Genomic DNA, 24,600 nt, shown 5'->3' with positions numbered 1-24,600 from the left:
TCCGTTCCCTCCCCCCTTGTGGGGGAGGGTCGGGGAGGGGGGTAGCCGCGGATGCCGCATGCAGTTGTGAGCGAACGTCAGCGTAGTCGGGCGAAACAGTTTCGCCGAGCGATGACGCGCGCCGAAACACTGCTGTGGCGCTACCTGAAGGCTAACCGCATGGATGGTCTTGGCATCCGTCGCCAGACGCCAATCGGAAACTACATCGCCGACTTCGTGTGTTTCTCCTCTAAGCTCATCATCGAACTCGATGGAGAATCTCACGATTTCGAAGAACGTCAGAAGAAGGATGAGCGTCGCGACGCTTTCTTCGCAGCCGAGGGCTTTCAGGTTCTGCGCTTCACCAATGATCAGGTGATGACGAACCTTGAAGGAGTTGTTGAGGCAATTCGCCAGGCAGCTTCCGCCGGAGCCCGCGGCTCACCCCCCTCCCTGACCCTCCCCCACAAGGGGGGAGGGAACACTAGCACCGACCAATGTAACTCCACCGACAAGAGCCGAGGCACACAGCCATGAAATTCACCCTCTCCTGGCTGAAGGATCATCTCGAGACCGACGAGCCGCTCGACAGGCTCGCCGAGAAGCTCACCATGATCGGGCTCGAGGTCGAGAACATCGAGGACAAGGCGAAGGCGCTGAAGCCTTTCACCATCGCCAAGGTGATCTCGGCCGAGCAGCATCCGAATGCGGATCGCTTGCGGGTCTGCATGGTCGACACCGGCGACGGCGGAGCGCCGGTGCAGGTGGTGTGCGGCGCGCCGAATGCGCGTGCGGGTCTGGTCAGCGTGTTCTCGCCGCCCGGCACATACATTCCCGGCAAGGACATCACGCTCGGGGTCGGCACCATCCGCGGCGTCGAGAGCCGCGGCATGCTCTGCTCGGCGGCCGAATTGCAGATCTCCAACGACCATGACGGCATCATGGAATTGCCGGCCGATGCGCCGATCGGCGCTGCCTACGCCGAATGGGCCGGGCTCGGCGATCCCGTGGTCGAGATCAATCTGACGCCGAACCGGCAGGACTGCACGGGCGTGCACGGCATCGCGCGCGACCTCGCCGCCGCCGACATGGGCAAGTTCAAGGATCCGACCATCAAGCCTATCAAGGGCGAATTCCCGTGCCCGGTGAAGGTCACGGTCGAGGATGCCACGCTGTGCCCGGGCTTCGCGCTCCGCCTCGTGCGCGGCGTCAGGAATGGCCCGTCGCCGGAATGGCTGCAGAAGCGGCTGACCGCGATCGGACTGCGCCCGATCAACGCGCTGGTCGACATCACCAATTTCATGACCTTCGATCGCGCGCGGCCGCTGCACGTGTTCGACGCCAAGAAGGTGAAGGGCAATCTCGTCGTGCGTCGCGCCCGCGAGGGCGAGACGCTGCTCGCGCTCGACGGGCGCACCTACAATCTCGATCCCGCGATTTGCGTCATCGCGGACGAGCACGGCGTCGAATCGCTCGCCGGCGTCATGGGGGGCGAGGCCTCCGGCTGCGACGATGACACCACCGACGTGCTGATCGAATCGGCGCTGTGGAACGAGATCAACATCGCCCAGACCGGCCGCAAGCTCGGCATCAATTCCGATGCGCGCTACCGCTTCGAACGCGGCGTCGATCCGGCCTTCATGGTGCCGGGACTGGAGCTGGCGACCAAGCTCGTGATGGAGATGTGCGGCGGCACGCCGTCCGAGACCGTCGTGGTCGGCAAGGCCTTTGGCGATGACCGCTTGATCGAGTTCCCGGTCACCGAGGTCAAGCGGCTCTCCGGCATCGAGGTGCCGCAAGCCGAGATGAAGCGCATCCTGACCCATCTCGGCTTCATGATGGCGGGCCCCGGCCCGGTCGTGAAGGTCGCGGTGCCGACCTGGCGCACCGACGTGCACGGCAAGGCGGACATCGTCGAGGAGATCGTCCGCATCTTCGGCGTCGACAAGGTGCCGGAGACGCCGTTCGAACGCGGCGAGGACGCGCGCAAGTCCGTTCTGACCTCGCTGCAGCTGCGCACCCGCCGCGCACGGCGCGCGCTCGCGAGCCGCGGCATGGTCGAAGCCGTGACGTGGTCGTTCATCGCAAAACCCGCGGCAGAACTGTTCGGCGGCGGCCAGCGCGAGCTCGAAGTGGCCAACCCGATCGCGGCTGATCTCTCCGACATGCGCCCGACCTTGCTTGCGGGCCTGATCGCGGCCGCGCAGGCCAATGCCGATCGCGGCTTTGGCGATGTCGCACTGTTCGAGGTCGGCCAGATCTTCAAGGGCGATCGCCCGCAGGACCAGTTCATGGCGGCAAGCGGCGTGCGCCGCGGCTTTGCTTCCTCTGAAGGTCTCGGACGGCACTGGACCGGCTCGACGCAGGCTGACGTGTTCGACGCGAAAGCCGACGCGCTGGCGGTGCTCGCTGCGGCCGGCGCGCCGATGCAGGCGCTTCAGGTCGTGGCGGGTTGTCCCGGCTGGCTGCATCCGGGACGTTCCGGCACGATCCAGATCGGCCCGCAGAACGTGCTCGGCCATTTCGGCGAGATGCATCCGCGCGCGCTCGAGGCGCTCGGCGTCGATGGTCCGCTGATGGTGTTCGAGGTGATCCTTGACCGCATCCCTGAGGCGAAGAAGAAGCCGACCCGCGCCAAGCCGCTGATCGAGCTCTCCGCCTTCCAGCCTGTTACGCGCGACTTCGCCTTCATCGTCGACCGCGCCGTGAAGGCCGGCGACATCGTTCGCGCCGCGCAAGGCGTCGACAAGAAGCTGATCACCGGCGTGAACGTTTTCGACGTCTACGAGGGCAAGGGCATCGATGACGGCAAGAAGTCGATCGCGATCGCGGTGACGATCCAGCCGCGCGAGAAGACCCTGACCGACCAGGAGATCGAGGCCGTCGGCGCCAAGATCGTGGCCGAAGTCACGAAGAAGACCGGCGGTACTCTGAGAGCATGATGTCGAAAGGTGTGAAGCGGTTCTCGGACGACATCGTGCTCCAGAATCAACAAGCATGAGTCTCGCCGACGTTCTCCCGAAGGATGTCAGCCTCACCATTGCGATGGCGCTCTGCGCCGTCGCTTTCGTTTCAGGCACCGCACGCGGCTTCTCCGGCTTCGGCTCGGCGCTGATCTTCATGCCGCTGGCAAGCAGCATCGCAGCGCCGCGGCTCGTTGCGGCCCTGCTGCTCGTCATCGATTTCGTCGCGGCCGCCCCGCTGCTGCCTGACGCATGGCGGAAGGCCGACCGCAGGGCCACCGCCGTGATCGTGCTGGGGGCGCTGATCGGCGTGCCCGTCGGCACGTATTTCCTGAGCGTGCTGGAGCCCGTCACCACGCGCTGGATCATCTCCTGCTTCGTCGCCGCCCTCCTGCTCCTGCTGCTGTCGGGCTGGCGCTATCGCGGCAAGGACCACGCCTGGCTCTCGGTCGGCATCGGCGGTCTCTCCGGCTTCTGTAGCGGCCTCGCGCAGACCGGCGGCCCGCCGATCGTCGGCTACTGGCTGGGCCGCCCGATCGCGCCGATCGTCGCACGCGCCAACATCGTGCTGTTCTTCGGCGCGTCGGATTTCTTCTCGATGGTCAGTTATGCGACGACAGGCCTGATCTCGCGCGAATCGCTGGCGCTCTCGCTGGTCGTCGGGCCGGTCTATGCGATCGGCGTCGCCTTCGGCGCCTCGCTGTTCGGCCGCGCCAGCGAGAAAGTGTTTCGCGGGATCTGCTATGCGCTGATCGCGATGGCGGTGGTTGCCGGACTACCGGTGCTGGACGGGGTGTTGCGCTGAGCTCTCTCCGCGGGTCGTCCCCGCGAAGTGTTGCGACTTTGTTGCCTATTGCCGCGGCGCCCTGCGCTTCTTCGTCGATTGCGTCGGCACGTCGGCCGGCTCGGCCTTGAGCGCACCGATCTTGCGCAAGGCGGCATCCGCGGCGCGCTCGCCGCTTTCCCAGGCGCCGTCGACGGTGCCCCAGAGCGTCTCGTGCGTGGCTTCGCCGGCGAGGAACATGTTGCCGATCGGCTCGCCCAGGGTTTTTCGCGAAAGCTGGCCGCCGGGCGCGGATGCCGACATTGCGCCCAACACGTAGGGCGAGGCATTCCAGCGCGTCGCGCTGGTCTTCTGCACGGCGGAAGCGGCCTCGCTGCCGAACAGCTTGGTGATCCACTCCCTCGCGAAGGCGGCCATGGCCTTCTCGCCCTGCTCGGAGAGATCGCGGCCGAAGGAGCCGCCGACATCGATCGAGCACAATGAGGAGCCGCCGATATTGGCGAACATGAGCGCCGTGCGCGTCGAATTGCTCTGCTCGATGAGGATATCGTCGCGCGACAAGCCGAGCGGATTGCCCGGCAGTTGCAGCACGATGCGATCGTAGCTGCCCAGGGTGAGCTTGGAGGCCGCATCCAAGGTGCGCTTGGGGATGTCGGGTACGAACTTGATCGCGCCCGACGTCAGCACATTGGTCGAAACCGTGAGGATGGCGGCGCGCGCGGCGATCTTGCCGGCTTGCGTCTCCACGCTGACGTCGCGGTTGCTCCAGACGATCCGGCTCGCCGGCGTCGACAGCGCCACCGGCGCCTGCTCGCCGAGTTTGGCGATCAGAGTGCCGAGGCCCTGACGGCAGGCGATCGCCGCATTGCGGTCCTGCGCGCGTCCCTTGTCGATCGCGGACAGCTCCTTCAGGTCCTTGCCGGCGAAGCTCGGGCCCAGCATGAACTCGGCCGCCCCGGCCCAATCGCCGAGATCCTTCGGCAGCACGGACGCGCAGGAGGTATCCAGCTTGCCGCGCGCGGCCTCGTCGATGGCGCGGTTGGCGCGCACCAGCGCGGCCAGGAACTGCTCGGTCTCGCCCGCGCGCGCGTTGCGGCGGCCGATGCGCATCTTCTGGCCCGATGGCGCCGGCAGCGCGTCCAGCCCGACACTGCGCGCCAGCCGGATCATCGGATTGGTATCGGGATTGTACATCCAGCGCGCGCCGCGGTCGAACGGCGTGTCGAACGTCGTGCTATCGGTGATGCAACGGCCGCCAACTTGCGATGCCGCTTCCACCACGATGACCTTGCGGCCGGTCGCCATGATACGCCGCGCCGCGGCGATTCCAGCAGTACCCGCCCCGATCACGACGATGTCGGCCTCGCGCGGCAGAGGCGCGGCGGATGCGCGCAGGACCGGCATCGCAGCAAAGGCCGCCGACGCCGAAAGGAAACCGCGGCGCGTGATTGTCATGTCATGGTTTCCGGGGACTTGCGGCGTACGGGAACAGCCCGCGAACCTTGCCGTATCTGATGTTGCACGGCAACCATCATGGTGAATCAATCGTGCTTGATCTCACAGAGTGATGAACCGAATTGCAACACGTTTCGACCATGATAGAGAAGGGAAAAAGACGGCCGGAAAAGGCCGTGGGGGGAGTTTGACATGGGGACGGTCCTGGATTCGGTCGGCAAGCTAATTGCCGCGTACCTCTCGAAGGAGGTGCCGGGCTACGAGCCGTTCACGCCGAGCGACCCGGAGCATCTGCGCGGGATCATCGAGCCCGGCGACGTGCTGCTGGTCGAAGGCAACAACCGCATCTCCGGCATCATCAAATATCTGACGCAGTCGACCTGGTCGCATGCCGCGCTCTATGTCGGCCCGGTCGCGGGTGCGGAGGAGGCGGACGGCGAGCCGCATGTGCTGATCGAAGCCAATATCGGCGAGGGCGTCACCTCGGCGCCGCTGTCGAAATATTTCCCCTATCACACCCGCGTCTGCCGTCCGGTCGGACTGTCCTATGAGGACCGCACCACGGTCTGCCGCTACGCCATCAACCGCATCGGCTTCGGCTACGACACCAAGAACATCGTCGACTTGATGCGCTATCTGTTCCCGATGCCGATTCCGCAGCGCTGGCGCCGGCGCATGATCGCGATCGGCTCGGGCGACCCGACCAAGATCATCTGCTCGGCGCTGATCGCGCAGGCCTTCGACGCCGTGCGCTATCCGATCCTGCCGAAGATCACCAAGGCCGGCAGCCGCGCCGCCCGCCGCGAGATCCTGCACATCCGCGATTCCTCGCTCTACATGCCCCGCGACTTCGACATCTCGCCCTATTTCGAAGTCGTCAAACCCACCATCGTGCACGGGTTCGACTACACCGCCCTGCACTGGGCCGACAAGCAGAAGCCGCTCGAGGAGGTAGCGGGCTCGTTCAGTGTGTTTCCAGAAACGGTCCTGGCGCCGCCGCTCGCTCCTGAAGCGATTGACGAAGAGGCGCCGGCTGAGATTTCGGCTGAGGAAGTAACCGTGCAGGCCGCGGGGGCCAGCGCCGCTTTCTCCGAGCATATCGTGCTGCCGAGCGAACTCGCGACGTACCGCGCGCGGACGCGGGAGATGGCGGCGTAGCCCTGCTGTCGTCCCTGCGAAGGCATGCGTTCGTAGGGACGACACCGGGGGCGTGGCGCGATTTCGCCTTACCAACCGTCATTGCGAAGAGCGTAGCGACAAAGCAATCCAGAATCCCTCCGCGGGAAACAGACTGAATTGCTTCGCTGCGCTCGCAACGACCAGATTCATCGTTCTGCCCGCCCGATCACTGCCATCAGCTCCGCGATCTTCTCGCGCTGGTCGGCCTTGTCGCCGCTCGCAATGGCGTGCTCGACGCAATGGGCGACGTGGTCCTTCAGGACCTCCTCCTCGACCCGGCGCAGCGCGGCACGCGCGGCCGAGATCTGCGTCACGATGTCGATGCAGTAGCGGTCTTCCTCTACCATTTTCGACAGGCCGCGAACCTGGCCTTCGATCCGGCCGAGACGTTTTCCGACAGATGCCTTGATGTCCTTGCGCATGGGGTCTATATACCCCTACCGGGTATAGGTTGCAAGACCAGGGACAGGACCGGAGCACGGCAATGAACAGCAGCGAGCATCGTCACGACGCGGAAACACATTCCGGGTGCGGCTGTTCCACGAAAGCGGCACCGCCGGCGGCGAAGCCCGCGGCATCCTCGTGCTGCGGCGGCCACGGCGATGCTTCCAGCCATGCCCATCATCACGGCCACGACCACGGTGATTCCGCGACCAAGGTGAAGGACCCCGTCTGCGGCATGACGGTCGATCCCGCGACCTCGAAGCACCACTTCACGCATCACGGCGAGACCTTCCATTTCTGCTCGGCCGGCTGCCGTACCAAGTTCGCTGCCGATCCCGCCAAATATCTTGCGAAGGAGAAGGCGCCCGAGCCCGAGATGCCCGCGGGCACCATCTACACCTGCCCGATGCATCCGGAGATCCGCCAGGTCGGCCCGGGCAGTTGCCCGATCTGCGGCATGGCGCTGGAGCCTGAGGTCGCAAGCCTGGAGACCGGACCGAACCCTGAGCTCGCCGACATGACACGTCGGTTCTGGATCGGCGGCGTCCTGTCGCTGCCGCCGGTGGTGCTGGAGATGGGCGGCCATCTCGCAGGCCCCCACAGCTGGATCGATCCGACGCTGTCGAACTGGATCCAGCTCGTCTTCGCCACGCCGGTGGTGCTTTGGGCGGGCTGGCCGTTCTTCGTCCGCGGCTGGCAGTCGCTGCTGACGCGCAACCTCAACATGTTCACGCTGATCGCCATGGGCACCGGTGTGGCCTATGTCTACAGCGTCCTCGGCACCGTCACGCCGCAGATTTTCCCCGCCACCTTCCGCGGCCATGAAGGCGCGGTCGCGGTCTATTTCGAGGCAGCTGCCGTCATCACCGTGCTGGTGCTGCTCGGCCAGGTGCTGGAGCTGCGCGCCCGCGACGCGACCTCGGGTGCGATCAAGGCGCTGCTCCAGCTTGCACCGAAGACGGCACGCCGGGTCGACGCTGACGGCAGCGAGCACGAGGTCGAGATCGACGCGCTCCATGCTGGCGATTCCTTGCGCGTTCGTCCCGGCGAGAAGGTGCCGGTGGACGGCATCATCCTGGAGGGCCGCTCCTCGCTCGACGAATCCCTGGTCACCGGCGAATCCATGCCGGTCACCAAGGAGACCGGCGCGAAGGTCATTGCCGGCACGCTGAATCAGTCCGGCAGCTTCGTGATGCGTGCGGACAAGGTCGGGCGCGAGACGCGGCTGTCGCAGATCGTGCAGATGGTCGCGGACGCGCAGCGCTCGCGCGCGCCGATCCAGCGCCTGGCCGACCAGGTCTCCGGCTGGTTCGTCCCGATGGTGATCGTCGTCGCACTCGCTGCCTTCGGCGCCTGGGCCTGGTTCGGACCGGAGCCGCGGCTGGCCTTCGGTCTGGTCGCTGCCGTCAGCGTGCTGATCATCGCCTGCCCCTGTGCGCTCGGCCTCGCGACCCCGATGTCGATCATGGTCGGCGTCGGCCGCGGTGCGCAGGGAGGCGTTCTGATCAAGAACGCCGAGGCGCTGGAGCGCATGGAGAAGATCGACACGCTGGTGGTCGACAAGACCGGCACGCTGACCGAGGGCAAGCCCAAGGTGGTCGCGGTCGTGCCGGCGGCCGGCTTTGCGGAAGACGACATCCTTCGGCTCGCGGCCAGCGTCGAGCGCGCCAGCGAACATCCCCTGGCTGACGCCATCGTGCGCGCGGCCAAAGAGAAGCAGCTCACGCTTGGCCAGGTCGAGCAATTCGATTCGCCGACGGGCAAGGGCGCGACCGGTAAGGTCGACGGCAAGACAATCGTGCTCGGCAATGCAAAATACCTGACGTCGATCGGCATCGAGACCAAGACGCTCGACACCGAAGCCGAACGGTTGCGTGGCGACGGCGCCACCGTGATCAACATGGCCGTCGACGGCCGGCTGGCCGGCCTGTTCGCGATCGCCGATCCGGTCAAGGCCTCGACCCCGGAGGCGCTGAAAGCGCTCGCGGCAGAAGGCATCAGGGTCATCATGCTGACCGGCGACAACCGCACCACGGCTGAGGCCGTGGCGCGCCGGCTCGGCATCGCCGAGGTCGAGGCCGAGGTGCTGCCGGACCAGAAGAGCGCGGTGGTGACCAAGCTGCAGAAGGCCGGCCGCAGCGTCGCGATGGCCGGCGACGGCGTCAACGACGCGCCGGCGCTGGCGGCAGCCGAGGTCGGCATCGCCATGGGCACCGGCACCGACGTGGCGATGGAGAGCGCCGGCGTCACGCTGCTCAAGGGCGATCTCGTCGGCATCGTGCGGGCGCGAAAACTGTCGCAGGCGACGATGAACAACATCCGCCAGAACCTGTTTTTCGCCTTCATCTACAACGCCGCCGGCATTCCGATCGCCGCCGGGGTGCTCTATCCCACCTTTGGCGTGCTGCTTTCCCCGATCATCGCCGCAGCGGCGATGGCGCTGTCCTCGGTGAGCGTGGTCGGCAATGCGCTGCGCCTGCGCACGACGCGGCTGTGAGCTACCGGCACACTCCCTCGCCTCCCTTCGGAGGAAAGGCTACAAAAGCCCGGTAGCCCGATGGAGAGGACCCGATGCAGCGGATAACGATCACGATCGAGGACGATCTCCTGGCGGAGATCGACGCCGCAGCGGAGGCGCGCGGCTACCAGAACCGCTCCGAGATCATCCGCGATCTCGCCCGCGCCGGCCTGCAACAGAGCACGGAGGGCACGGCACAGACCGGCCAATGCGTGGCCGGTCTCGTCTATGTCTACGACCACGCCGCACGCGATCTCTCGAAGCGCCTGGTGCAGGAATTCCACGGCCATCACGACCTCGCGCTGGCGACGCTGCACGTCCATCTAGACGACAACAACTGCATGGAGATGACGGCGCTGCGCGGCAACGCCTCCGAAGTCAGGCACTTCGCCGACCACATCATCGCCGAACGCGGCGTGCGCTACGGCCGCGTGGTGATGATTCCGACCGGGGAAGGGAAGCCGGCAAAGGTGCGGAAGCATGCGCATCGGCATGGGTAGCTGGGCGCTTGCGTGCCCCGGACGCAGCGCAGCGCTCCTTCAGCGGTGCGCTGCTGAGCCGGGCCCATCTCGCCGCAAGCTCCTGGGTCCCCGCTCAGCAGCGCGTCATTTCATGCCGCGCCGCGTCCGGACCACGGTCGTGCGTTGGGCAGCCGGCCGCCCTTGCCGAAGCCGCATTGGGTGTCTACCTCTCGCGAAGTGTTTACCTGAGAGGATGCCCCATGCTGGATGCCGCCATCAAGGCGCTGTCGCAAATGATCTCGCCGCCGATGCGCTCGATCCTGTGGCGATCGGTCGGCTTGGCGCTGGTGCTGATCACCGTACTGGCGATCGGCCTGCAGCGGCTCCTCAGCTGGTTTGCGACCAATGGCGAGGTCTGGCTGGAAGGCCTGCTCGGACCGGGCTGGCATTCATCGATCGAAGTCCTGTCCTGGATCGTCTCGATCGCAGCGGGCCTGGGGGTCGTGTTCGGCGGCATCTTCCTGATGCCCGCGATCACCTCGCTGGTGGCGAGCCTGTTCGTCGACGACGTCGCCGACATCGTCGAGCGCGAGCACTATCCGGCCGAGCGGCCCGGCGTGGCGCTGCCGTTCAGCCAGGCGATCCTCGAGGGCATCAAGACCGCGCTCTTGACGATTGTGATCTATCTCGTCGCCTTGCCGCTGGTGTTGTTCGCCGGCGCGGGTTTCCTGATCTTCTTCCTCGCCGCGGCCTGGCTGCTCGGCCGCGAATATTTCGAGCTCGCCGCGATGCGCTTCCGCCCGCCGGAGGAAGCCAAGGCGATGCGGCGTGACAACGCCGCCACGATCTTCACCGCCGGGCTCTTCATCGCCGCCTTCGTCTCGATCCCGATCGTCAACTTGGCGACGCCGATCTTCGCCATGGCCTTCATGGTCCACATGCACAAGCGCCTGTCAGGCCCGCGGCCCGAGCTGATCGAGCCGGTGCGGCAGGTGCGGTGATTGCGCGCTCCCTCTCCCGCTCTCGCTTGCGGGGGAGGTGACCACCCCCGTCGCGCGAGCGAACGAACCAACCATCACCGCATTCAGGCGGCCCGCACACCACACTTTCGCAGCAGCATCCTGGCGAAGCCGAACGGCGCCGGTGTGAAGGGACCCGTCGGCGCGCGGGAGACCAGCGCGACGATGCCGAGTGCGATCACCGCGAGCCAGAAACACAGCCAGAAGCCGTCGATATAGGCGAGCACATTGGCCTCGCGCTGCACGATGCCCGCCAGCGTGCCGACCGCGCGCGACTGCGCCGTTCCTGTGCCATGGGCGGCGAAGTGATCGGCGAGCTGCTTCAGCCTCTCCACTACATCGACATCGCCGACCGCAAGGTTCTGGCCGAGATAGAAAGAATGGACCTGCTCCCGCACGCGCAGCCAGGTGCCCATCAGCGCCACGCCGATCTCGGCGCCGCCGAGACGCATGATCTGGATATAGGCGGCAAAGGATGTGGCCCGGCTGGGATCGGAGTTGGAGAGCAGCGTGATGATCAACGGCAGCAAGGTGAGCGACTGCCCGATCGCCTGGAGCAGCACGATGCCGACGAAGTCCTCGCGCGCCCAGTCGTGGCTGAGCCGGGTGCCCCAGAGATTGGCCGCGGCGAAGCAGGCAAAGCCCACGACGATCACCGTCCGCGTATCGAAATGCCGCAGCAGCCAGATCGAGACCGGCACCAGCACGAACATCGGCAACGCGCCACAAGTGAGCAGCAAGAGGCCGCTCTGCTCGGGCCTGAGCAGCGCGATGGTGGCGAGGAAGTTCGGCACCAGCGACGCATTGGACAGGCTGGTCAGCGTGTAAAGCAGGATCAGGACCAGTCCCAAGCCGATGTTGCGCGAGAACAGCACGTTGACATGTGCCCAGGGCTTCCGCACCAGGGACTCGTTGACGAGGAAGGCCAGAAACAGCGCCGCGCCACCGGCCAGCAGTGCCATCACCGTGCCGGAACCGAGCCAGTCCAGCCGGTTGCCCTGGTCGAGCCCTGCATAGGTCATCGACACCGAGGCGCCGAGCAGCAGCATGCCGCCCCAATCGGCCTCGCGCAGCAGCGCGCGGTTCACCGGCTCGTTCGGCGTGCCCAGATAGACCATCAGGCCCATCAAGGGCGCGATCACCACGCCCTGCCAGTACAGCCATTGCCAGCCGAGATGGTCGACATACAAGCCGACCAGCGAGGTCGAGGTGTCCAACGCGAAGCCGACGCGGATCGCATAGATCGAGATCGCCGGCAGCCACCAGCGGATCGGCAGATTGCGGAACACGATCATCAGCGTCGCCGGCACGAAGGTGCCGAGCAAGAGACCATGCACGACGCTGAGCGCGAGCAATGTCGGATAGTCATGCACGAACGGAATGATGAACGAGACGGCGGCATAGACGAGGCTGGGGATGCCGAGCACGCGGCGCAGGCCGAACACCGTGGCAAGCCAGGCCACCGCAGGCGCGATGAAGATCTGCGAGCCGATGCCGGCGGTCGAGAGCCAAGCGCCCTCGTCGAAGCCGAGCGAGAACGCGCCGCGCAGGTCCGGCAGGCCGACCGTGGTCAGCCGGCTGTCGAAATTGGCGAGGAACGAGCCGAGCAGCACCGCCGCGACGGCGAACAGGGGCTGCGGCGCGACGCCGCCGCGCGAGAGCGGCTCGCGGCTGGCATCGTCATTTTCGGCCATTCGCGGCCTTCGTATCGATGCTGGTGACCACCGACATGCCCGGCACCAGCCGCGCCAGCAGCGGTTGGTTTTCGTCGAACTGAATGCGCACGGGAATGCGCTGCACGACCTTTGTGAAATTGCCTGTTGCGTTGTCGGGCGGCAGCAGCGCCACCTGCGCACCCGTCGCCGGCGCGATGCGCTCGACCCTGCCGCGCAGCTTCTCGCGCGGGAAACTGTCGACGGTGATCTCGACCGGCTGGCCCGGTGCCACGTGCGTGAGCTGGGTCTCCTTGTAGTTCGCGATCACATAGACCTTGGGCAACGGCACCACGTTGATGAGGTTGGTGCCGATATTGACGTAATCGCCGGGCTGCACCTGGCGCTCGCCGACAACGCCGTCGAACGGCGCGGTGATCTTCGTGTAACCAAGCTTGAGCTTCGTACCCGCCAGCGTCGCCTTGGCCGCCTCGACATCGGCGGCGCGCTGCTTCCTGGTACCTTGCAGGACCTCGAGCTGGTGCTGCTGGGCCGCGATCACGGCGCGGCTCGCGCGCACGTCGGCCTGTGCCTTGGCGTAAGCGGCGACCGCCTGCTCGAGGCGCTGGCGCGTGCCGGATTCGGTTTGCGACAGCGATTGCTGGCGCTCCTGCTCCTGCCGTGCCTCGACCTCCATGGCCTCCGCGGACAGCCGCGCGGCCTGCGCCTGCGCGATCGTCGCATATTGCAGCTCGATCTGGTTGGCGAGATTGTCGAGCGCGGCTTGCGCCGCGGCGACCGCAGCTTCGGCCTGCGCGACTTGCGCCTCGTAATCGGCAGGATCGATCTGGATCAGGAGGTCGCCGGCCTTGACGCGCTGGAAATCGGTGACCCCCACGCTGAGCACTTCGCCCGAGACGCGGCTCGACAGCCGCGTCAGCTCGGCGCGCACATAGGCGTCGTTGGTGGTCTGGATCACCGCATTGCCGACCCACTCGTCGAAGCGCAGCGTCGCCAGCGCCACGAAGGCAAGCGCGACGATGACCGCGAACAGCGGGATCGCGAGCCGGCTCCAGAGCGGCGTGGCCGGCCGCTGTGTCGGCTTCGGCGGTGGGGCCGGTGATGCGGGTGGTGCGTTCTGTTCTTGTTGACTCACGAGATCACCTCAACCCGGCGCCGCTAAAACACAAATCCCGCCTTGTCATTCCGGGGCGATGCGTAGCATCGAACCCGGAATCTCGAGATTCCGGACCCGGTCCTTCGGACAGTCCCGGAATGACGGTCATTAAATCACACCGTCTTCTCCGGCCACCGGCAGAGATCGTTGATCAGGCACACCTCGCAGCGCGGCTTGCGTGCGAGGCAAGTATAGCGGCCGTGCAGGATCAACCAATGATGGGCATGCAGCATGAACTCTGCCGGGATGACCTTTTCGAGACCGAGCTCGACCTCGAGAGGCGTCTTGCCGGGCGCAAGTCCGGTGCGGTTGCCGACGCGGAAGACATGCGTGTCGACCGCCATGGTGTGCTCGCCGAAGGCCATGTTGAGCACGACGTTCGCGGTCTTGCGTCCGGCGCCGGGCAGCGATTCGATCCCGGCACGCGTACGCGGCACTTGGCCGCCGAATTCGCTGAGCAGCTTCGCCGACAGCGCGATCACGTTCTTCGCCTTGGTGCGGTAGAGGCCGATGGTCTTGATGTACTCGCGCAGGCGCTCCTCGCCGAGCTCGAGCATCTTCTGCGGGGTGTCGGCGACCTCGAACAAGGCGCGCGTCGCCTTGTTGACGCCGGCGTCGGTCGCTTGCGCCGACAGCACAACGGCAACCAGCAGCGTGAACGGATTGACGTGCTCGAGCTCGCCCTTCGGCTCCGGATTGGCCTTGCGGAAGCGGCTGAAGACCTCGTGGACCTCAGCCGGCGTCCAGGGTCTTGCGGCTCTGAGCGATTTCTGCGCGGGCGCTTTCGGTTTGGTCGCGACCGGTTTTGCCTTTTTCTTCGGCACCGCCGCTTTACGTGGGGCCGGCTTGCGGGTGATTTTCGCCATGATCGGGATATACTGATGGACGATGAGCACAGGCAACGAAATTGAGTGCGCGCGATCTGAGAGCGAGGACGAGCCTCAGATCTTCTCCGCGCTGCTGACGCCGCACCGCTCGCTGAACCGCACAGGCTTTCTCGCCGTGATGCTGTTCCTGAGCGTCGTCAGCTTCGTCACCGGCCTCGCCTTCCTGATGATGGGCGCTTGGCCGGTGTTCGGCTTTTTCGGTCTCGACGTGCTGGTGATCTGGTGGGCCTTCAAGGTCAATTTCCGCGCGGCGCGGGCCAGCGAGGAGATCGTGGTGACGCCGTCGGAACTACGCGTGCGGCGCGTCAGCCATCGTGGCCAGGTTGCCGAATGGACCTTCAATCCGCTCTGGGTCCGGCTCGACCAGGAGATCGACGAGGAATACGGCATCGAGCACCTCTATCTGATCTCGCGCGGCCGCCGGCTGCTCATCGCCGGTTTTCTCGGACCAGAAGAAAAGACAAGCTTTTACAATGCCTTGGTCGGAGCCCTGAACGCCGCGCGGCGTGGCCCGACCTATAATCCGGTGACCTGAGTACAGTCGGAAATCGGGTGGTTTCGAGCCAGCCCTTCTCCTACATTTCCGGTCATGATGACCCTCGCGATACATGACCAGCTCCTGACCAAGCCGGGCACCCAGAACGCCGCGCTGCGCGACTATGATTCGGTGCGCCGGGCGATCGCCTTCATCTCGGCGAACTGGCGCGCGCAGCCGACCATCGAGGCGATGGCGGATGCCGCCGGCGTCACGCCGGACGAGCTGCACCATCTGTTCCGCCGCTGGGCCTCGATCACACCGAAGGCCTTCATGCAGGCGCTCACCCTCGACCACGCCAAGAACCTGCTCAGGGATTCCGCCAGCATCCTTGACGCGGCGCTCGACTCCGGCCTGTCGGGCCCGGGGCGGTTGCACGATCTCTTCGTCACCCACGAAGCGATGTCGCCGGGCGAATGGAAGAACGGCGGTGCCGGCCTCACCCTGCGCTACGGCTTCCATCCCTCGCCGTTCGGCACCGCGATCGTGATCGCCACCGATCGCGGCCTGACCGGCCTCGCCTTCGCCGATCACGGCGAGGAGAAGGTGGCGCTCGCCGACATGACGCGGCGCTGGCCGAAGGCCAGCTATGTGGAAGATCACGAAGGCACCGCGCCGTTCGCAGCGCGCATCTTCGACCCGAAACTGTGGCGGCCGGATCAGCCACTGCGCGTGGTCCTGATCGGCACCGATTTCGAGGTGCGGGTGTGGGAGACGCTGCTGAAGATTCCGATGGGACGCGCGGTGTCCTATTCCGACATCGCCTGCAACATCAACAGCCCGAAGGCCTCCCGCGCCGTTGGCGCCGCGGTCGGCAAGAACCCGGTCTCCTTCGTCGTGCCCTGCCACCGCGCGCTCGGCAAGGGCGGCACGCTCACCGGCTATCATTGGGGCATCACCCGCAAGCAGGCGATGCTGGGCTGGGAAGCGGGGCAGCTGGGACTGCAGTGACCGAGATGCCGTAGGGTGGGCAAAGCGAAGCGTGCCCACCATTCTCATTGATTGCGGAAGAATGGTGGGCACGGCGCTATGCGCCTTTGCCCACCCTACGAGACCTTCGTCAACTCGCCAGATCCAGCTTCGAGGCCACCGTCGAATCCGCATTGAGCCGGTAGATGATCGGCACACCGGTGGCGAGCTCGCGCTTCAGGATGCCCTCGGGCGAGAGCTTCTCCAGCACCATGATCAGCGCGCGCAGCGAGTTGCCGTGGGCGGCAACCAGGGTGCGCTTGCCGTTGAGCACGGCGGGCAGAATCTCCTGCACGTAATAGGGCAGCGCGCGCGCCAGCGTGTCCTTCAGGCTTTCGCCGCCGGGCGGCGGCACGTCGTAGGAACGGCGCCAGATCAGCACCTGCTCCTCGCCCCATTTCTTGCGCGCATCGTCCTTGTTGAGACCGGAGAGATCGCCGTAATCGCGCTCGTTCAACGCGAGATTCTTCGAGGTCGGCAGACCGGTCTGGCCGAGCTCGGCGAGGATGAGATCCAGCGTGTGCTGCGCGCGCGTAAGGACCGAGGTGAAGGCGACGTCGAACACGAGACCCTGTGCCTTCAGCTTGCGGCCGGCCTCCTTGGCTTCGTTCACACCGAGCTCGGTGAGATCGGGGTCCTTCCAGCCCGTGAACAGGTTCTTCAGATTCCATTCGCTCTGGCCGTGGCGCACGAGCACGAGAAGACGTTCGCTCATTGACTGCTTTCCGTTAGGTTCGCTCAGATGTCGGAGAGGCCGAGCACGTCGGCCATGGAGTAGTGCCCCGGCTGCTTGCCGTGCGCCCACAGCGCCGCCTTCAGCGCGCCATGGGCGAACAGCATGCGGTCCTCTGCCTGATGCGACAGCGTCAGGCGCTCGAACGGGCCGAGGAAGCTGACGCTGTGATCGCCGGCCACGGTGCCGCCGCGCAAGGAGGCGAAACCGATATTACCCGGCCGGCGCGCGCCGGTGATGCCGTCGCGCCCGCGCTCGGAATGTTCATCGAGGGTGACGCCGCGGCCGCTGGCTGCGGCCTGGCCCAGCATCAGCGCCGTGCCCGAGGGCGCGTCGACCTTCATGCGATGATGGGTTTCGACGATCTCGATGTCGAAGCTCTGGTCGAGCGCCTTGGCGACGCGCTTGACCACGGCGGCGAGCAGGTTGACGCCGAGGCTCATATTGCCCGATTGCACCACGACGGCGCGATTGGTGACGCTCTTGATCACGGCGTTGTCGGAGCCGGACAGTCCGGTCGTGCCGATGACGTGGACGATGCCGCGCTCGGCGGCGATCGCGACATTGGCGATGGTCGCCGCGGGGACGGTGAAGTCGAGGATGCCGTCGGCATCTTTGGACAATGCCCAGAGATCGGCGGAGAGCTTGATGCCGTTGGCCGGCAAGCCTGCAAGCACGCCGGCATCCTTGCCGAGCAACTCCGAGCCCGGCGCCTCCAGCGCGCCCGCCAGCACCGCGCCCTTGCTCTCGGCAATCGCCCGCGTCAGCGCCCGGCCCATCCGGCCGCCGGCTCCTGCAACAATCAAGCGCATGTCGGACATGGTGTGATCCTCTCCATGGCCCTAATACCGGTCGCGGGCGGTTTGAGCAACCGATGGAACTGGCAGGATGCGCGGACGAGGAGTTTTAGCGACGGGCGGCCAATTGCGGTCTCTCCGCAGACCAAAGGAAAACATCAGATCAACGCGATTGAACCGGGAGTTCCCAGAGTTCTCTCAAGACGACCTGGCCGGCCTGCTCAACGGTATATTCCGCCTTGTAGGTGCCCGGATCCCAGCCATTGGCGGGGCGCTTACGACCCGTGAATAGAAAAGCTTGCGCTTTATTGTGCTCGACGGGCGCTGCGTTGTTCTCGGCAATCACCTTGCCGGACGGACTGCTGACGACGAGTCGCTGAAGGTCGCCTGATTTCAAACCGATGATACGGACAAAAGCGACAATTGCCGCCGATGTCGCAGATGGCAATTCCGCATCCATTCTTCCATCCTCGATGAATTCCATCGTCACCGGGGCACTCGCAAAACCCGTGTTCAGAACGGCCCGTTCTTGATAGCGGAGCCGCGCCTGTAGTGCGGGATCCCAGAGCATCTCTCCTCCACCGCACGACTCCGGGCTCGAGCCGTAAGCGAAAGGATCTATGATCGAACCGTTGTGCCGGACCGTGAAGTGGAGGTGAGGATATTCGGTCAAACCCGATAGACCTACTCGGCCGAGCGGCTGCCCTCGTGTGACGGAATCGCCGGGCTTCACCCGAAGACTGCCCGTTGCCAAATGACAATATTGCGTCTCCCAATGGTCTTCGTGTTCGATCAAAGCGCCATTGCCACATTCGACATCACGAACAGCCTCGCGCGCGGATTTGTGAAACGCACCGTCCGGCAGATTTTCCCGAGTTCGAACAACGCGTCCGCTTGCGGAGGCGAGAACGTCAACGCCAATCCGTTGGGCCTGCAGCGAGGGGAGCCGAAAGTCAGTTCCGTTGTGCCCATCGTATGTCAGCGTGCCACACTTGTAGTCCCTTGCTGCCGGAGATGAGTCCCGATCCGTATAATTCTGAATGTAGCACGTCCTGCCGGGCTCGCAGGCGATCGGCATCCCCAGTTGGATGCGTTCGGCAAGGGCATTTCCAGGGACTGCGAGCACAAGGACCACAATCACAGGCGAAAGAAGGAATGGGGTTGTTGCGAGCGGACGGGTTGGTGTCATCATGTTCGCTTCGAACATCGATCTTGAAGTCGTCGATCAGGCCTCTCCAAATATTGCACCTATCCGCTCAACCGAGAGGCGGACGCAAGGTGGCGGACCGACTTCTCGCGCAGGCCCGAGCCGAACGGCGATTGCGTGAGATGATGAAGCACAAAGAACTCGGATTGCCGGTTGATTCCCAATTTGAGCATTATACGCTTGGTGTAGGTTCTCACCGTTGCCTCGGTTAGTCGGAGGTCAGCACCGATCTTTCGCGGGCACTTGCCTTGAAGGATCCGAGTGACGATCCGCTCTTCCGCGAAATTCAAGCCGAAGGCCGCCGCAATACGGTGCGCTCCCGACACCTCATCGAACTGCGGCACGATGACAAGCGCTTTTCCGGGGTCACAGGGCGGCGGCGCAGCTCCGATTCTGGCGAAGGCAAACCGCTCGCGCTCGGTTGAAAGAGGCACGGTTGTATCCAGCCACTCCCGATCGGTGCGCGAACTCAATGATTCGCGAATCGCCTCCTTCAAGGCGGCCGTCACCGAACTGTTATGCCCGGCCAACTTGTCTCCATTCGCCTTGAGGAGTTCGCCCGTGGCCATCAGCGCTTGCGCGCTGCCGTTGATTTCGTGAACGCGAAGATCTTCGTCGACGATGAGCGCAGGAAATGCCAAGACTCCGAGCCAGGTCGCCGCATCTTCCTGGCGCTGCTGCAATCGCACCAGATCATGGGCGGTCTCCCAGATCGCACGCACCGCGCGCACGAGGCATGGAACCTCAGCCCGCGTAAGTCCCGATTGACGCCATCCCGCGACAAAGACGACGGTTACGCCCTCGCAAGCGGCGAACCTTCCTATCACGGAATGACCTTTCATATCCGGCTCGGGCCCGATCAGCTTTCGCACGAAAGTGGTGCGCATATGGACAGGTTCGAGCAGCGTGCAACCTATACTGGCACCCTTGAGAGCCAGTCGCGCGACCATGGCCGTGCACGAAGGATCGATGGTTGCCTGCCCGATCCGCGCCTGTAGCAGTTGTTGGCCGGAAGCTCGACGCATTGCCGCCGCAATATAGCAGCTGCGGCATTCAAGGAGCTCCGCAATCCCCCTACCAAAATACTCCATCGCCATGTGGCCGACGCTCAGGTCGACAGGTTTCGCAAATCGTTCTACCAGACCCTCGGCATCGATCGCCGAGCGTGCGCTCTCCTTGGGGTAGAAACCGACTCCATTCTGCCAGTGGGGCAGTACCTTGCCATTCTCGTGCAAGCGCTCCTCCCGCAATAACGATGCCGCCGGCTTTTGCACCAGCAGCCTAACTCTCCCTGAAAGCGCGGTGGATCCGCAGCACCATAGGCTGCAGTAGATACTCCGCAAAGGTTCTTTCTCCCGTCTCGACGAACACCTCGACGGGCATTCCAGGCAATAATGACGAAAGATAATATGCCGTCTGCGTAGTGGTGTTTAGCTCGAGTTCCGCCATGTAGGAGGCGACGCCCGTCTTCGGGTCATTCAGCGCATCCGCGGCAACTGCAACGAGTTTCGCATCCAGCATCGGTATTCGGCGGATGTTCAATGCGAGGACGCGCACGCGCGCCGTCTGACCAACGTAAACCTCTTGCCTATCCGTCGGCTTCAGCGTTGCCTCAATCACAAGCCGATCTTGAAGCGGTACGATTTCCAGAAGAGTTTCCCTGGGCGCAAGCACGGCACTGAGATCCCTGCTGTTGAGGCCGACGACCTTTCCACTTTCAGGTGCACGCAGTTCGGATCGAGCAAGCTGATCGCGCAACGCGGCAATTCGATGTCGAAGACCGCCAATCTCTTCGCTGGTGGCGTGCAGCTGCTTTGCGATGTCCCGCTTCTGATTTAGCTCCAACTGTCGACGCCTATCGTCCAATTCGGCGATCTTTGTTCGGGCCTGCGAGATTGATGCTGCATTGCGGGCGATCTGCCCTTCCGTCTCAGCCTGGCTGCGCTGCAGAGCCAGCAAACGCGGCTTCCGCGCGAGCCCCTTGGCGAGCAAGGAACTCGTATCCGCGATTTCTTCTTTCAGAAGGGCAAGTTGCTGCTCTGCCCCATTCGTGTCGCCCTCCAGGCCGCGAATGATATCCTCCGATTGCAGCATCTGCTGATCAATCTGTTTTCGCTCACCGTCGATCGCCGTCAACCGTGCCGCAAACTCGGCTCGCTGGGTTAGAACGGCGATGCCTGCGGCCGGAGCAGAGCTCGTTCGCAGTTCATCCGGAAATCGTATTGTCTTCTCGCCGGCCTGTTCGGCGGCCAATCGCGCTTCCATCGCAAGGTCCGCGAACAATTTCGTCTCGAGCGAACCGAGCATCGCCTCGATTTGCGTGGTATCGAGCCGCGCAATAACTTGGCCAGCCTGAACACGATCGTTCTCTCTGACCAGGATCGACTTTATGATACCTCCCTCGAGGTGCTGCACGGCCTTGCGCTTTGAATGCACCTTGATGAAGCCGGACGCCACGACAGCGCTGCGGAGCGGAATGGTGGTCGCCCAGACGCCGATGCAGCAGAACTGCAGAATGAGCAACACACACCCCCACGCCACGATGCGTCGCATGTCGGAGCGTGGCTCGCTGAATGTTGCCCAGCGATCGCCGGTCACCACATGACGGGAAATGACGACGTTGCGACCATGACCCTGCGACGTCATCGACCTGCTCCTCCGGTCCTAAGCACGCGGGATTGTCCTTCGCGATGGACGTCGGTCGACTTCGCTATCGGCGTGACCTCAGATATGCGGAGGGGCAGAACCTTGTTGGGCGGACCAAACGCGAGCTGCGTGCCATCTCTAAGCAGCAATACGGCATCTGCAATCGTCAGTAGGCGAGGCCTGTGCGTCACGATGACCAGCGTCGCGCCGCGCGCTTTGACTTGCAAAGCCGCGGAGCAGAGCGCTTCCTCGCCGTCCGGGTCGAGGTTGGCATTTGGTTCGTCCAGCAGCATCAACTTGCGGTCGCCGAAAAACGCTCGCGCAAGGCCGATCCGCTGACGCTGACCACCCGAGAGCCTGCTGCCGTCACGCCCGATCTCGGTCTGATAGCCAGATTGCATGGACAGGATCATGTCGTGCGCTTGCGCGAGCATCGCTGCCGCGGTTATGTCTTCGTCGCGCGCGTTTTCGTCGAATCCGGCGATCGCCTCTGCGACCGTACCGCCAACAAGCTGCACGTCCTGGGGAAGATATCCGACGAACTTGCCGAGCTGTTCGGCATCCCAATTATGGAGAGCGGCATGATCCAGTCGGATCGTTCCGCTACTCGGCTGATCCAGGGCCGCCATCAGGCGCAGCAGGGTCGATTTCCCAGCTCCCGTTGGACCTATGACAACTACGATTTGTGAGGGGCGGCACTCGAAGTTTATACCTGCGAGAATGGGGCGTTTGGCTCCAGGTGGCCGGTAAGCCACGCGATCGATGACCACCCTGCCGGACGGCATCGGAAGCAAGGTCTTTCTCTTTCGCGCCAACACCGGCGCAGCGGCGGCCTGGACCTGTGTCCAAGCCTCCTGCGCGGATGCGAGCGCGCGCCAGGCCGAGATCAGGCCTTCCATGGGTTGGAGCGTGCGCGCCACCAGCAATGAACTCGCAATCAGGCTTCCCGACAGCACCTCATTTTGAAGAACCAGCCAGGCGCCCGCTCCGATCGCGGCAATCTGCAGGATCGTTCTGATCATGCGCGCGGCAGCGCCAATCGCATAGACACGTTCACTGGCTCGAACAACGGGCGACATTGCTTGATCGTTGAGCCGCATGAATTCGCGAACCGCGCCGAGAGTCCACCCCATCGCGCGCACGAGGCTGGCATGCCGTACGATCCCGTCCAGGGCAGCCTGCGTCCGCAGGGCGGCTCCCGACGCGTCGGCAGTTTCGGTGCGCGCGATCCGGCGACTGACGATGCCCATAACCAGCAGAATTGCCGTCCCGACCAGAGCAATAGCGCCATACCAAGCGTGGAGGAAGAAGAGAATGAGAATGAAGGCAGGGAGAAAAGGCGCATCGATGAGCGTGGTAATGGTGCCGCTTGACAGGAAGGTCCTCAACTCACGGACCTTGACGAGATCGTGCGTCCTCCCATCGCCGCGACTCGCCGCGTCCACGATGGTGCCTTCGAGAACAACTGGAGCGACAGACCGCTCGAAGCCAACGGCGAACCGACTGAGGAGCCGGCTACGCAAGATATCGAAAGCCGCGCTAAAGACGAGGGCCGCTGCAGCGATGATCGTAAGACCGACAAGCGTTTCAACGCTGCCGCTGCTGATCACCCGGTCGAACACCTCGATCGAATAGAAGGGAACGACCAGAAGCAGCAGGTTCACCGAGATGCTGAAGGCCACGACCCACACGATTGCTGACCGCCCCGGAATCAATCCGAGCAGCGATCTCTTCCCAGTCGCTGGACTCTCGGGCGGACGCAAATACATGACCGGCAGGCAATGTTACCGACTGACTGGTACAGATTGCAGAAATGCAACGGCGGGGCGGACCGATAGCCGCCCCGCCGAACTGGCCTCACACGACTTCGATGACCGTGGCTCCCGCAGCCACATTGATGTCGTCGATCGTCGTGAATGGCGTTGCGCCTCCCGTGACGCCGTCGAGCTGAATCGTTCCGAAGCCAAAGTCGAGCACGGTATTGGTGCCATCGTCGTCGACGACGATCGAGTTCGGATCGAATCCCGGCGCAGCATCGACTTGTATCAGGTCACCACCGGTGAGACTGAAATCCGTTATTTGGTCATCACCGAAGCTGGTGCCGGTGTCGTCACCGAAATTATAGGTGTCGGCGCCCGCACCACCCGTCAGCACATCGTCTCCCGCACCCCCGTCGAGGACGTCGTTGCCGTTACCGCCATTGAGCTCGTCATCGCCTGCGCCGCCGGCGAGCGTATCGTTGCCATTTCCGCCCGCGAGCGCGTCGGCTCCGTCTCCGCCGTCCAGCGTATCGTTGTTGTCGCCGCCGGCAAGCGTATCGTCGCCCGCATCGCCGTTCAGCGTATCATTGCCCGTGCCGCCGCTGAGCTCGTCCGCGCCGTCACCACCATTCATGGTGTCATCTCCGGCGCCGCCCGACATGGTGTCGTCTCCAGCGTCGCCGAACATCGTGTCGGTACCGGCGCCGCCATCCATAAGGTCGGCTCCGGCGTTTCCATTCATGGTATCATTGCCAGCGTCGCCGTTCAGCGTGTCATTGCCGGCGCCTCCATTCAAGACGTCGTCGTCGGCGCCGCCGTTCAGCGTGTCGTTTCCGAGACCGCCGTTCAGCGTGTCATTGCCCTCGTCGCCGTTGACGACATCGTCGCCGATACCTCCGTTCAACGTGTCGTCTCCGAGACCGCCGCTCAGCGTGTCACTGCCGGCATCGCCATTCAGCGTATCATTGCCTGCGTCTCCCGAAAGGGTGTCGGCTCCGGCGCCGCCGTGGATGGCATCATCGCCATCTCCGCCGAGTATGGAGTCGGCGCCCGCGTCACCAAAGAGCTGATCGTTACCCAGGCCGCCATCAATCGTGTCATTGCCTGCGTTGCCGTGGATCGTGTCGAGGCCAGCATTGCCCGAAAGATTGTCGTCTCCGGCACCGCCGCTGATGGTATCGTCACCATCGCCGCCGGCGATCGTATCCACACCAGCATTGCCATTCAGAGTGTCGTCGCCAGCGCCGCCATCGATGTTGTCGTCACCCGCGCCTCCGTTCGCGACGTCGTTGCCGTCTAGCCCGGTGATCGTATCGTTGCCAGCCAGCCCGTTGATCTCGTCGTCAGCTGCCGTTCCAGGAAGGATATCGTCGCCTGCCGTTCCATTGATGAGTGCCATGATTTCCGCTCCTTGATTCAAGGTTTTCGTGATGCG

The 24,600-nt window shown here is 64.4% G+C and carries 21 protein-coding genes; 9 read left to right on the top strand and 12 right to left on the bottom strand.

The features are described from left to right. The first annotated feature begins 51 nt into the window (after nt 1-51). From ABIA42_RS33720 to ABIA42_RS33710, 3 genes are read left to right on the top strand one after another with little or no spacing between them, the layout of a single operon-like run. Nucleotides 52-516: an endonuclease domain-containing protein gene (locus ABIA42_RS33720; RefSeq protein WP_271528759.1), complete on the top strand. Its 465-nt coding sequence runs from the start codon at nt 52-54 to the stop codon at nt 514-516. Beyond that, entirely contained in the window at nt 513-2,921 is a 2,409-nt protein-coding gene (pheT, locus tag ABIA42_RS33715) for a phenylalanine--tRNA ligase subunit beta (protein ID WP_370117054.1), read from the top strand. The genes ABIA42_RS33720 and pheT overlap by 4 nt, the downstream gene beginning before the upstream one ends. 55 nt (nt 2,922-2,976) lie before the next feature. Continuing rightward, nucleotides 2,977-3,747, top strand: coding sequence for a sulfite exporter TauE/SafE family protein (locus ABIA42_RS33710; protein ID WP_370117057.1), 771 nt, complete (start codon nt 2,977-2,979; stop codon nt 3,745-3,747). Nucleotides 3,748-3,792: 45 nt separating this feature from the next. Here ABIA42_RS33710 and ABIA42_RS33705 read toward each other — a convergent pair whose 3' ends face one another. Further along, nucleotides 3,793-5,181: an NAD(P)/FAD-dependent oxidoreductase gene (locus ABIA42_RS33705; protein ID WP_271528762.1), complete on the bottom strand. Its 1,389-nt coding sequence runs from the start codon at nt 5,179-5,181 to the stop codon at nt 3,793-3,795. Nucleotides 5,182-5,373: 192 nt separating this feature from the next. On the opposite strand from ABIA42_RS33705, the gene ABIA42_RS33700 reads away from it, so the two are divergent. Then, complete coding sequence (locus ABIA42_RS33700) at nt 5,374-6,339, top strand: YiiX/YebB-like N1pC/P60 family cysteine hydrolase (protein ID WP_271528763.1); 966 nt, start codon at nt 5,374-5,376, stop codon at nt 6,337-6,339. A gap of 167 nt (nt 6,340-6,506) precedes the next feature. On the opposite strand, the gene ABIA42_RS33695 is transcribed toward ABIA42_RS33700, so the two are convergent. Next, nucleotides 6,507-6,782, bottom strand: a complete 276-nt coding sequence (locus tag ABIA42_RS33695; protein ID WP_370117061.1) for a metal-sensitive transcriptional regulator — start codon at nt 6,780-6,782, stop codon at nt 6,507-6,509. A gap of 62 nt (nt 6,783-6,844) precedes the next feature. Between ABIA42_RS33695 and ABIA42_RS33690 the strand changes: the two genes are divergently transcribed. The 3 genes from ABIA42_RS33690 to ABIA42_RS33680 all read left to right on the top strand — a co-directional run bounded on the left by ABIA42_RS33690 (nt 6,845) and on the right by ABIA42_RS33680 (nt 10,784). Beyond that, entirely contained in the window at nt 6,845-9,301 is a 2,457-nt protein-coding gene (locus tag ABIA42_RS33690) for a heavy metal translocating P-type ATPase (RefSeq protein ID WP_370117064.1), read from the top strand. 74 nt (nt 9,302-9,375) lie between these two features. Next, the gene (gene nikR / locus ABIA42_RS33685; protein ID WP_271528765.1) at nt 9,376-9,822 is read left to right on the top strand and encodes a nickel-responsive transcriptional regulator NikR; all 447 of its coding nucleotides are present in this window, start codon (nt 9,376-9,378) and stop codon (nt 9,820-9,822) included. A gap of 221 nt (nt 9,823-10,043) precedes the next feature. Then, nucleotides 10,044-10,784 (top strand): sulfate transporter family protein, encoded by a 741-nt coding sequence (locus ABIA42_RS33680; protein WP_028178930.1) that lies wholly within the window; start codon nt 10,044-10,046, stop codon nt 10,782-10,784. An 83-nt stretch (nt 10,785-10,867) separates the two neighbouring features. Here the strand turns inward: ABIA42_RS33680 and ABIA42_RS33675 are convergent, their stop codons facing one another. The 3 genes from ABIA42_RS33675 to nth all read right to left on the bottom strand — a co-directional run bounded on the left by ABIA42_RS33675 (nt 10,868) and on the right by nth (nt 14,497). Continuing rightward, a complete protein-coding gene (locus ABIA42_RS33675; protein WP_370117067.1) occupies nt 10,868-12,496 on the bottom strand; it encodes an MFS transporter in 1,629 nt (542 codons plus the stop codon). Beyond that, on the bottom strand, nt 12,483-13,610 hold the full coding sequence (locus ABIA42_RS33670; RefSeq protein ID WP_271528767.1) for an HlyD family secretion protein: 1,128 nt from the start codon (nt 13,608-13,610) through the stop codon (nt 12,483-12,485). The genes ABIA42_RS33675 and ABIA42_RS33670 overlap by 14 nt, the downstream gene beginning before the upstream one ends. 134 nt (nt 13,611-13,744) lie before the next feature. After that, nucleotides 13,745-14,497 (bottom strand): endonuclease III, encoded by a 753-nt coding sequence (gene nth, locus ABIA42_RS33665; protein WP_370117070.1) that lies wholly within the window; start codon nt 14,495-14,497, stop codon nt 13,745-13,747. Between the two features lie 22 nt (nt 14,498-14,519). Between nth and ABIA42_RS33660 the strand changes: the two genes are divergently transcribed. Then, on the top strand, nt 14,520-15,053 hold the full coding sequence (locus tag ABIA42_RS33660; RefSeq protein ID WP_271528769.1) for a DUF2244 domain-containing protein: 534 nt from the start codon (nt 14,520-14,522) through the stop codon (nt 15,051-15,053). A 54-nt stretch (nt 15,054-15,107) separates the two neighbouring features. Continuing rightward, the gene (locus ABIA42_RS33655; RefSeq protein ID WP_271528770.1) at nt 15,108-16,004 is read left to right on the top strand and encodes a bifunctional helix-turn-helix domain-containing protein/methylated-DNA--[protein]-cysteine S-methyltransferase; all 897 of its coding nucleotides are present in this window, start codon (nt 15,108-15,110) and stop codon (nt 16,002-16,004) included. Nucleotides 16,005-16,113: 109 nt separating this feature from the next. Here the strand turns inward: ABIA42_RS33655 and ABIA42_RS33650 are convergent, their stop codons facing one another. The 7 genes from ABIA42_RS33650 to ABIA42_RS33620 form a co-directional block, all read right to left on the bottom strand. Next, nucleotides 16,114-16,737, bottom strand: a complete 624-nt coding sequence (locus ABIA42_RS33650) for a 2,3-bisphosphoglycerate-dependent phosphoglycerate mutase (protein ID WP_370117074.1) — start codon at nt 16,735-16,737, stop codon at nt 16,114-16,116. Nucleotides 16,738-16,760: 23 nt separating this feature from the next. Then, on the bottom strand, nt 16,761-17,576 hold the full coding sequence (dapB, locus tag ABIA42_RS33645) for a 4-hydroxy-tetrahydrodipicolinate reductase (RefSeq protein ID WP_370117077.1): 816 nt from the start codon (nt 17,574-17,576) through the stop codon (nt 16,761-16,763). Nucleotides 17,577-17,715: 139 nt separating this feature from the next. Then, nucleotides 17,716-18,759 carry a M23 family metallopeptidase gene (locus tag ABIA42_RS33640; protein ID WP_370117080.1) on the bottom strand — a complete coding sequence of 348 codons (1,044 nt, stop codon included), beginning with the start codon at nt 18,757-18,759 and terminating at the stop codon, nt 17,716-17,718. A gap of 41 nt (nt 18,760-18,800) precedes the next feature. Beyond that, a complete protein-coding gene (locus tag ABIA42_RS33635; protein WP_271528773.1) occupies nt 18,801-19,994 on the bottom strand; it encodes a helix-turn-helix transcriptional regulator in 1,194 nt (397 codons plus the stop codon). Between the two features lie 46 nt (nt 19,995-20,040). Continuing rightward, the gene (locus ABIA42_RS33630; protein ID WP_370117083.1) at nt 20,041-21,405 is read right to left on the bottom strand and encodes an HlyD family type I secretion periplasmic adaptor subunit; all 1,365 of its coding nucleotides are present in this window, start codon (nt 21,403-21,405) and stop codon (nt 20,041-20,043) included. Then, nucleotides 21,402-23,087 carry a type I secretion system permease/ATPase gene (locus ABIA42_RS33625; RefSeq protein WP_370117086.1) on the bottom strand — a complete coding sequence of 562 codons (1,686 nt, stop codon included), beginning with the start codon at nt 23,085-23,087 and terminating at the stop codon, nt 21,402-21,404. Before ABIA42_RS33625 ends, ABIA42_RS33630 begins: the two co-directional genes overlap by 4 nt. A 175-nt stretch (nt 23,088-23,262) precedes the next feature. Beyond that, a complete protein-coding gene (locus ABIA42_RS33620; RefSeq protein WP_271528776.1) occupies nt 23,263-24,564 on the bottom strand; it encodes a calcium-binding protein in 1,302 nt (433 codons plus the stop codon). Between the last annotated feature and the right edge of the window lie 36 nt (nt 24,565-24,600).

The sequence above is a fragment of the Bradyrhizobium sp. USDA 327 genome, from assembly GCF_041262065.1.
In the GTDB taxonomy this organism is placed as follows: Bacteria; Pseudomonadota; Alphaproteobacteria; order Rhizobiales; family Xanthobacteraceae; genus Bradyrhizobium; species Bradyrhizobium liaoningense.
Note: the sequence above shows the minus strand (reverse complement) of the source record. Positions and strands in the feature narration are given on the sequence as shown.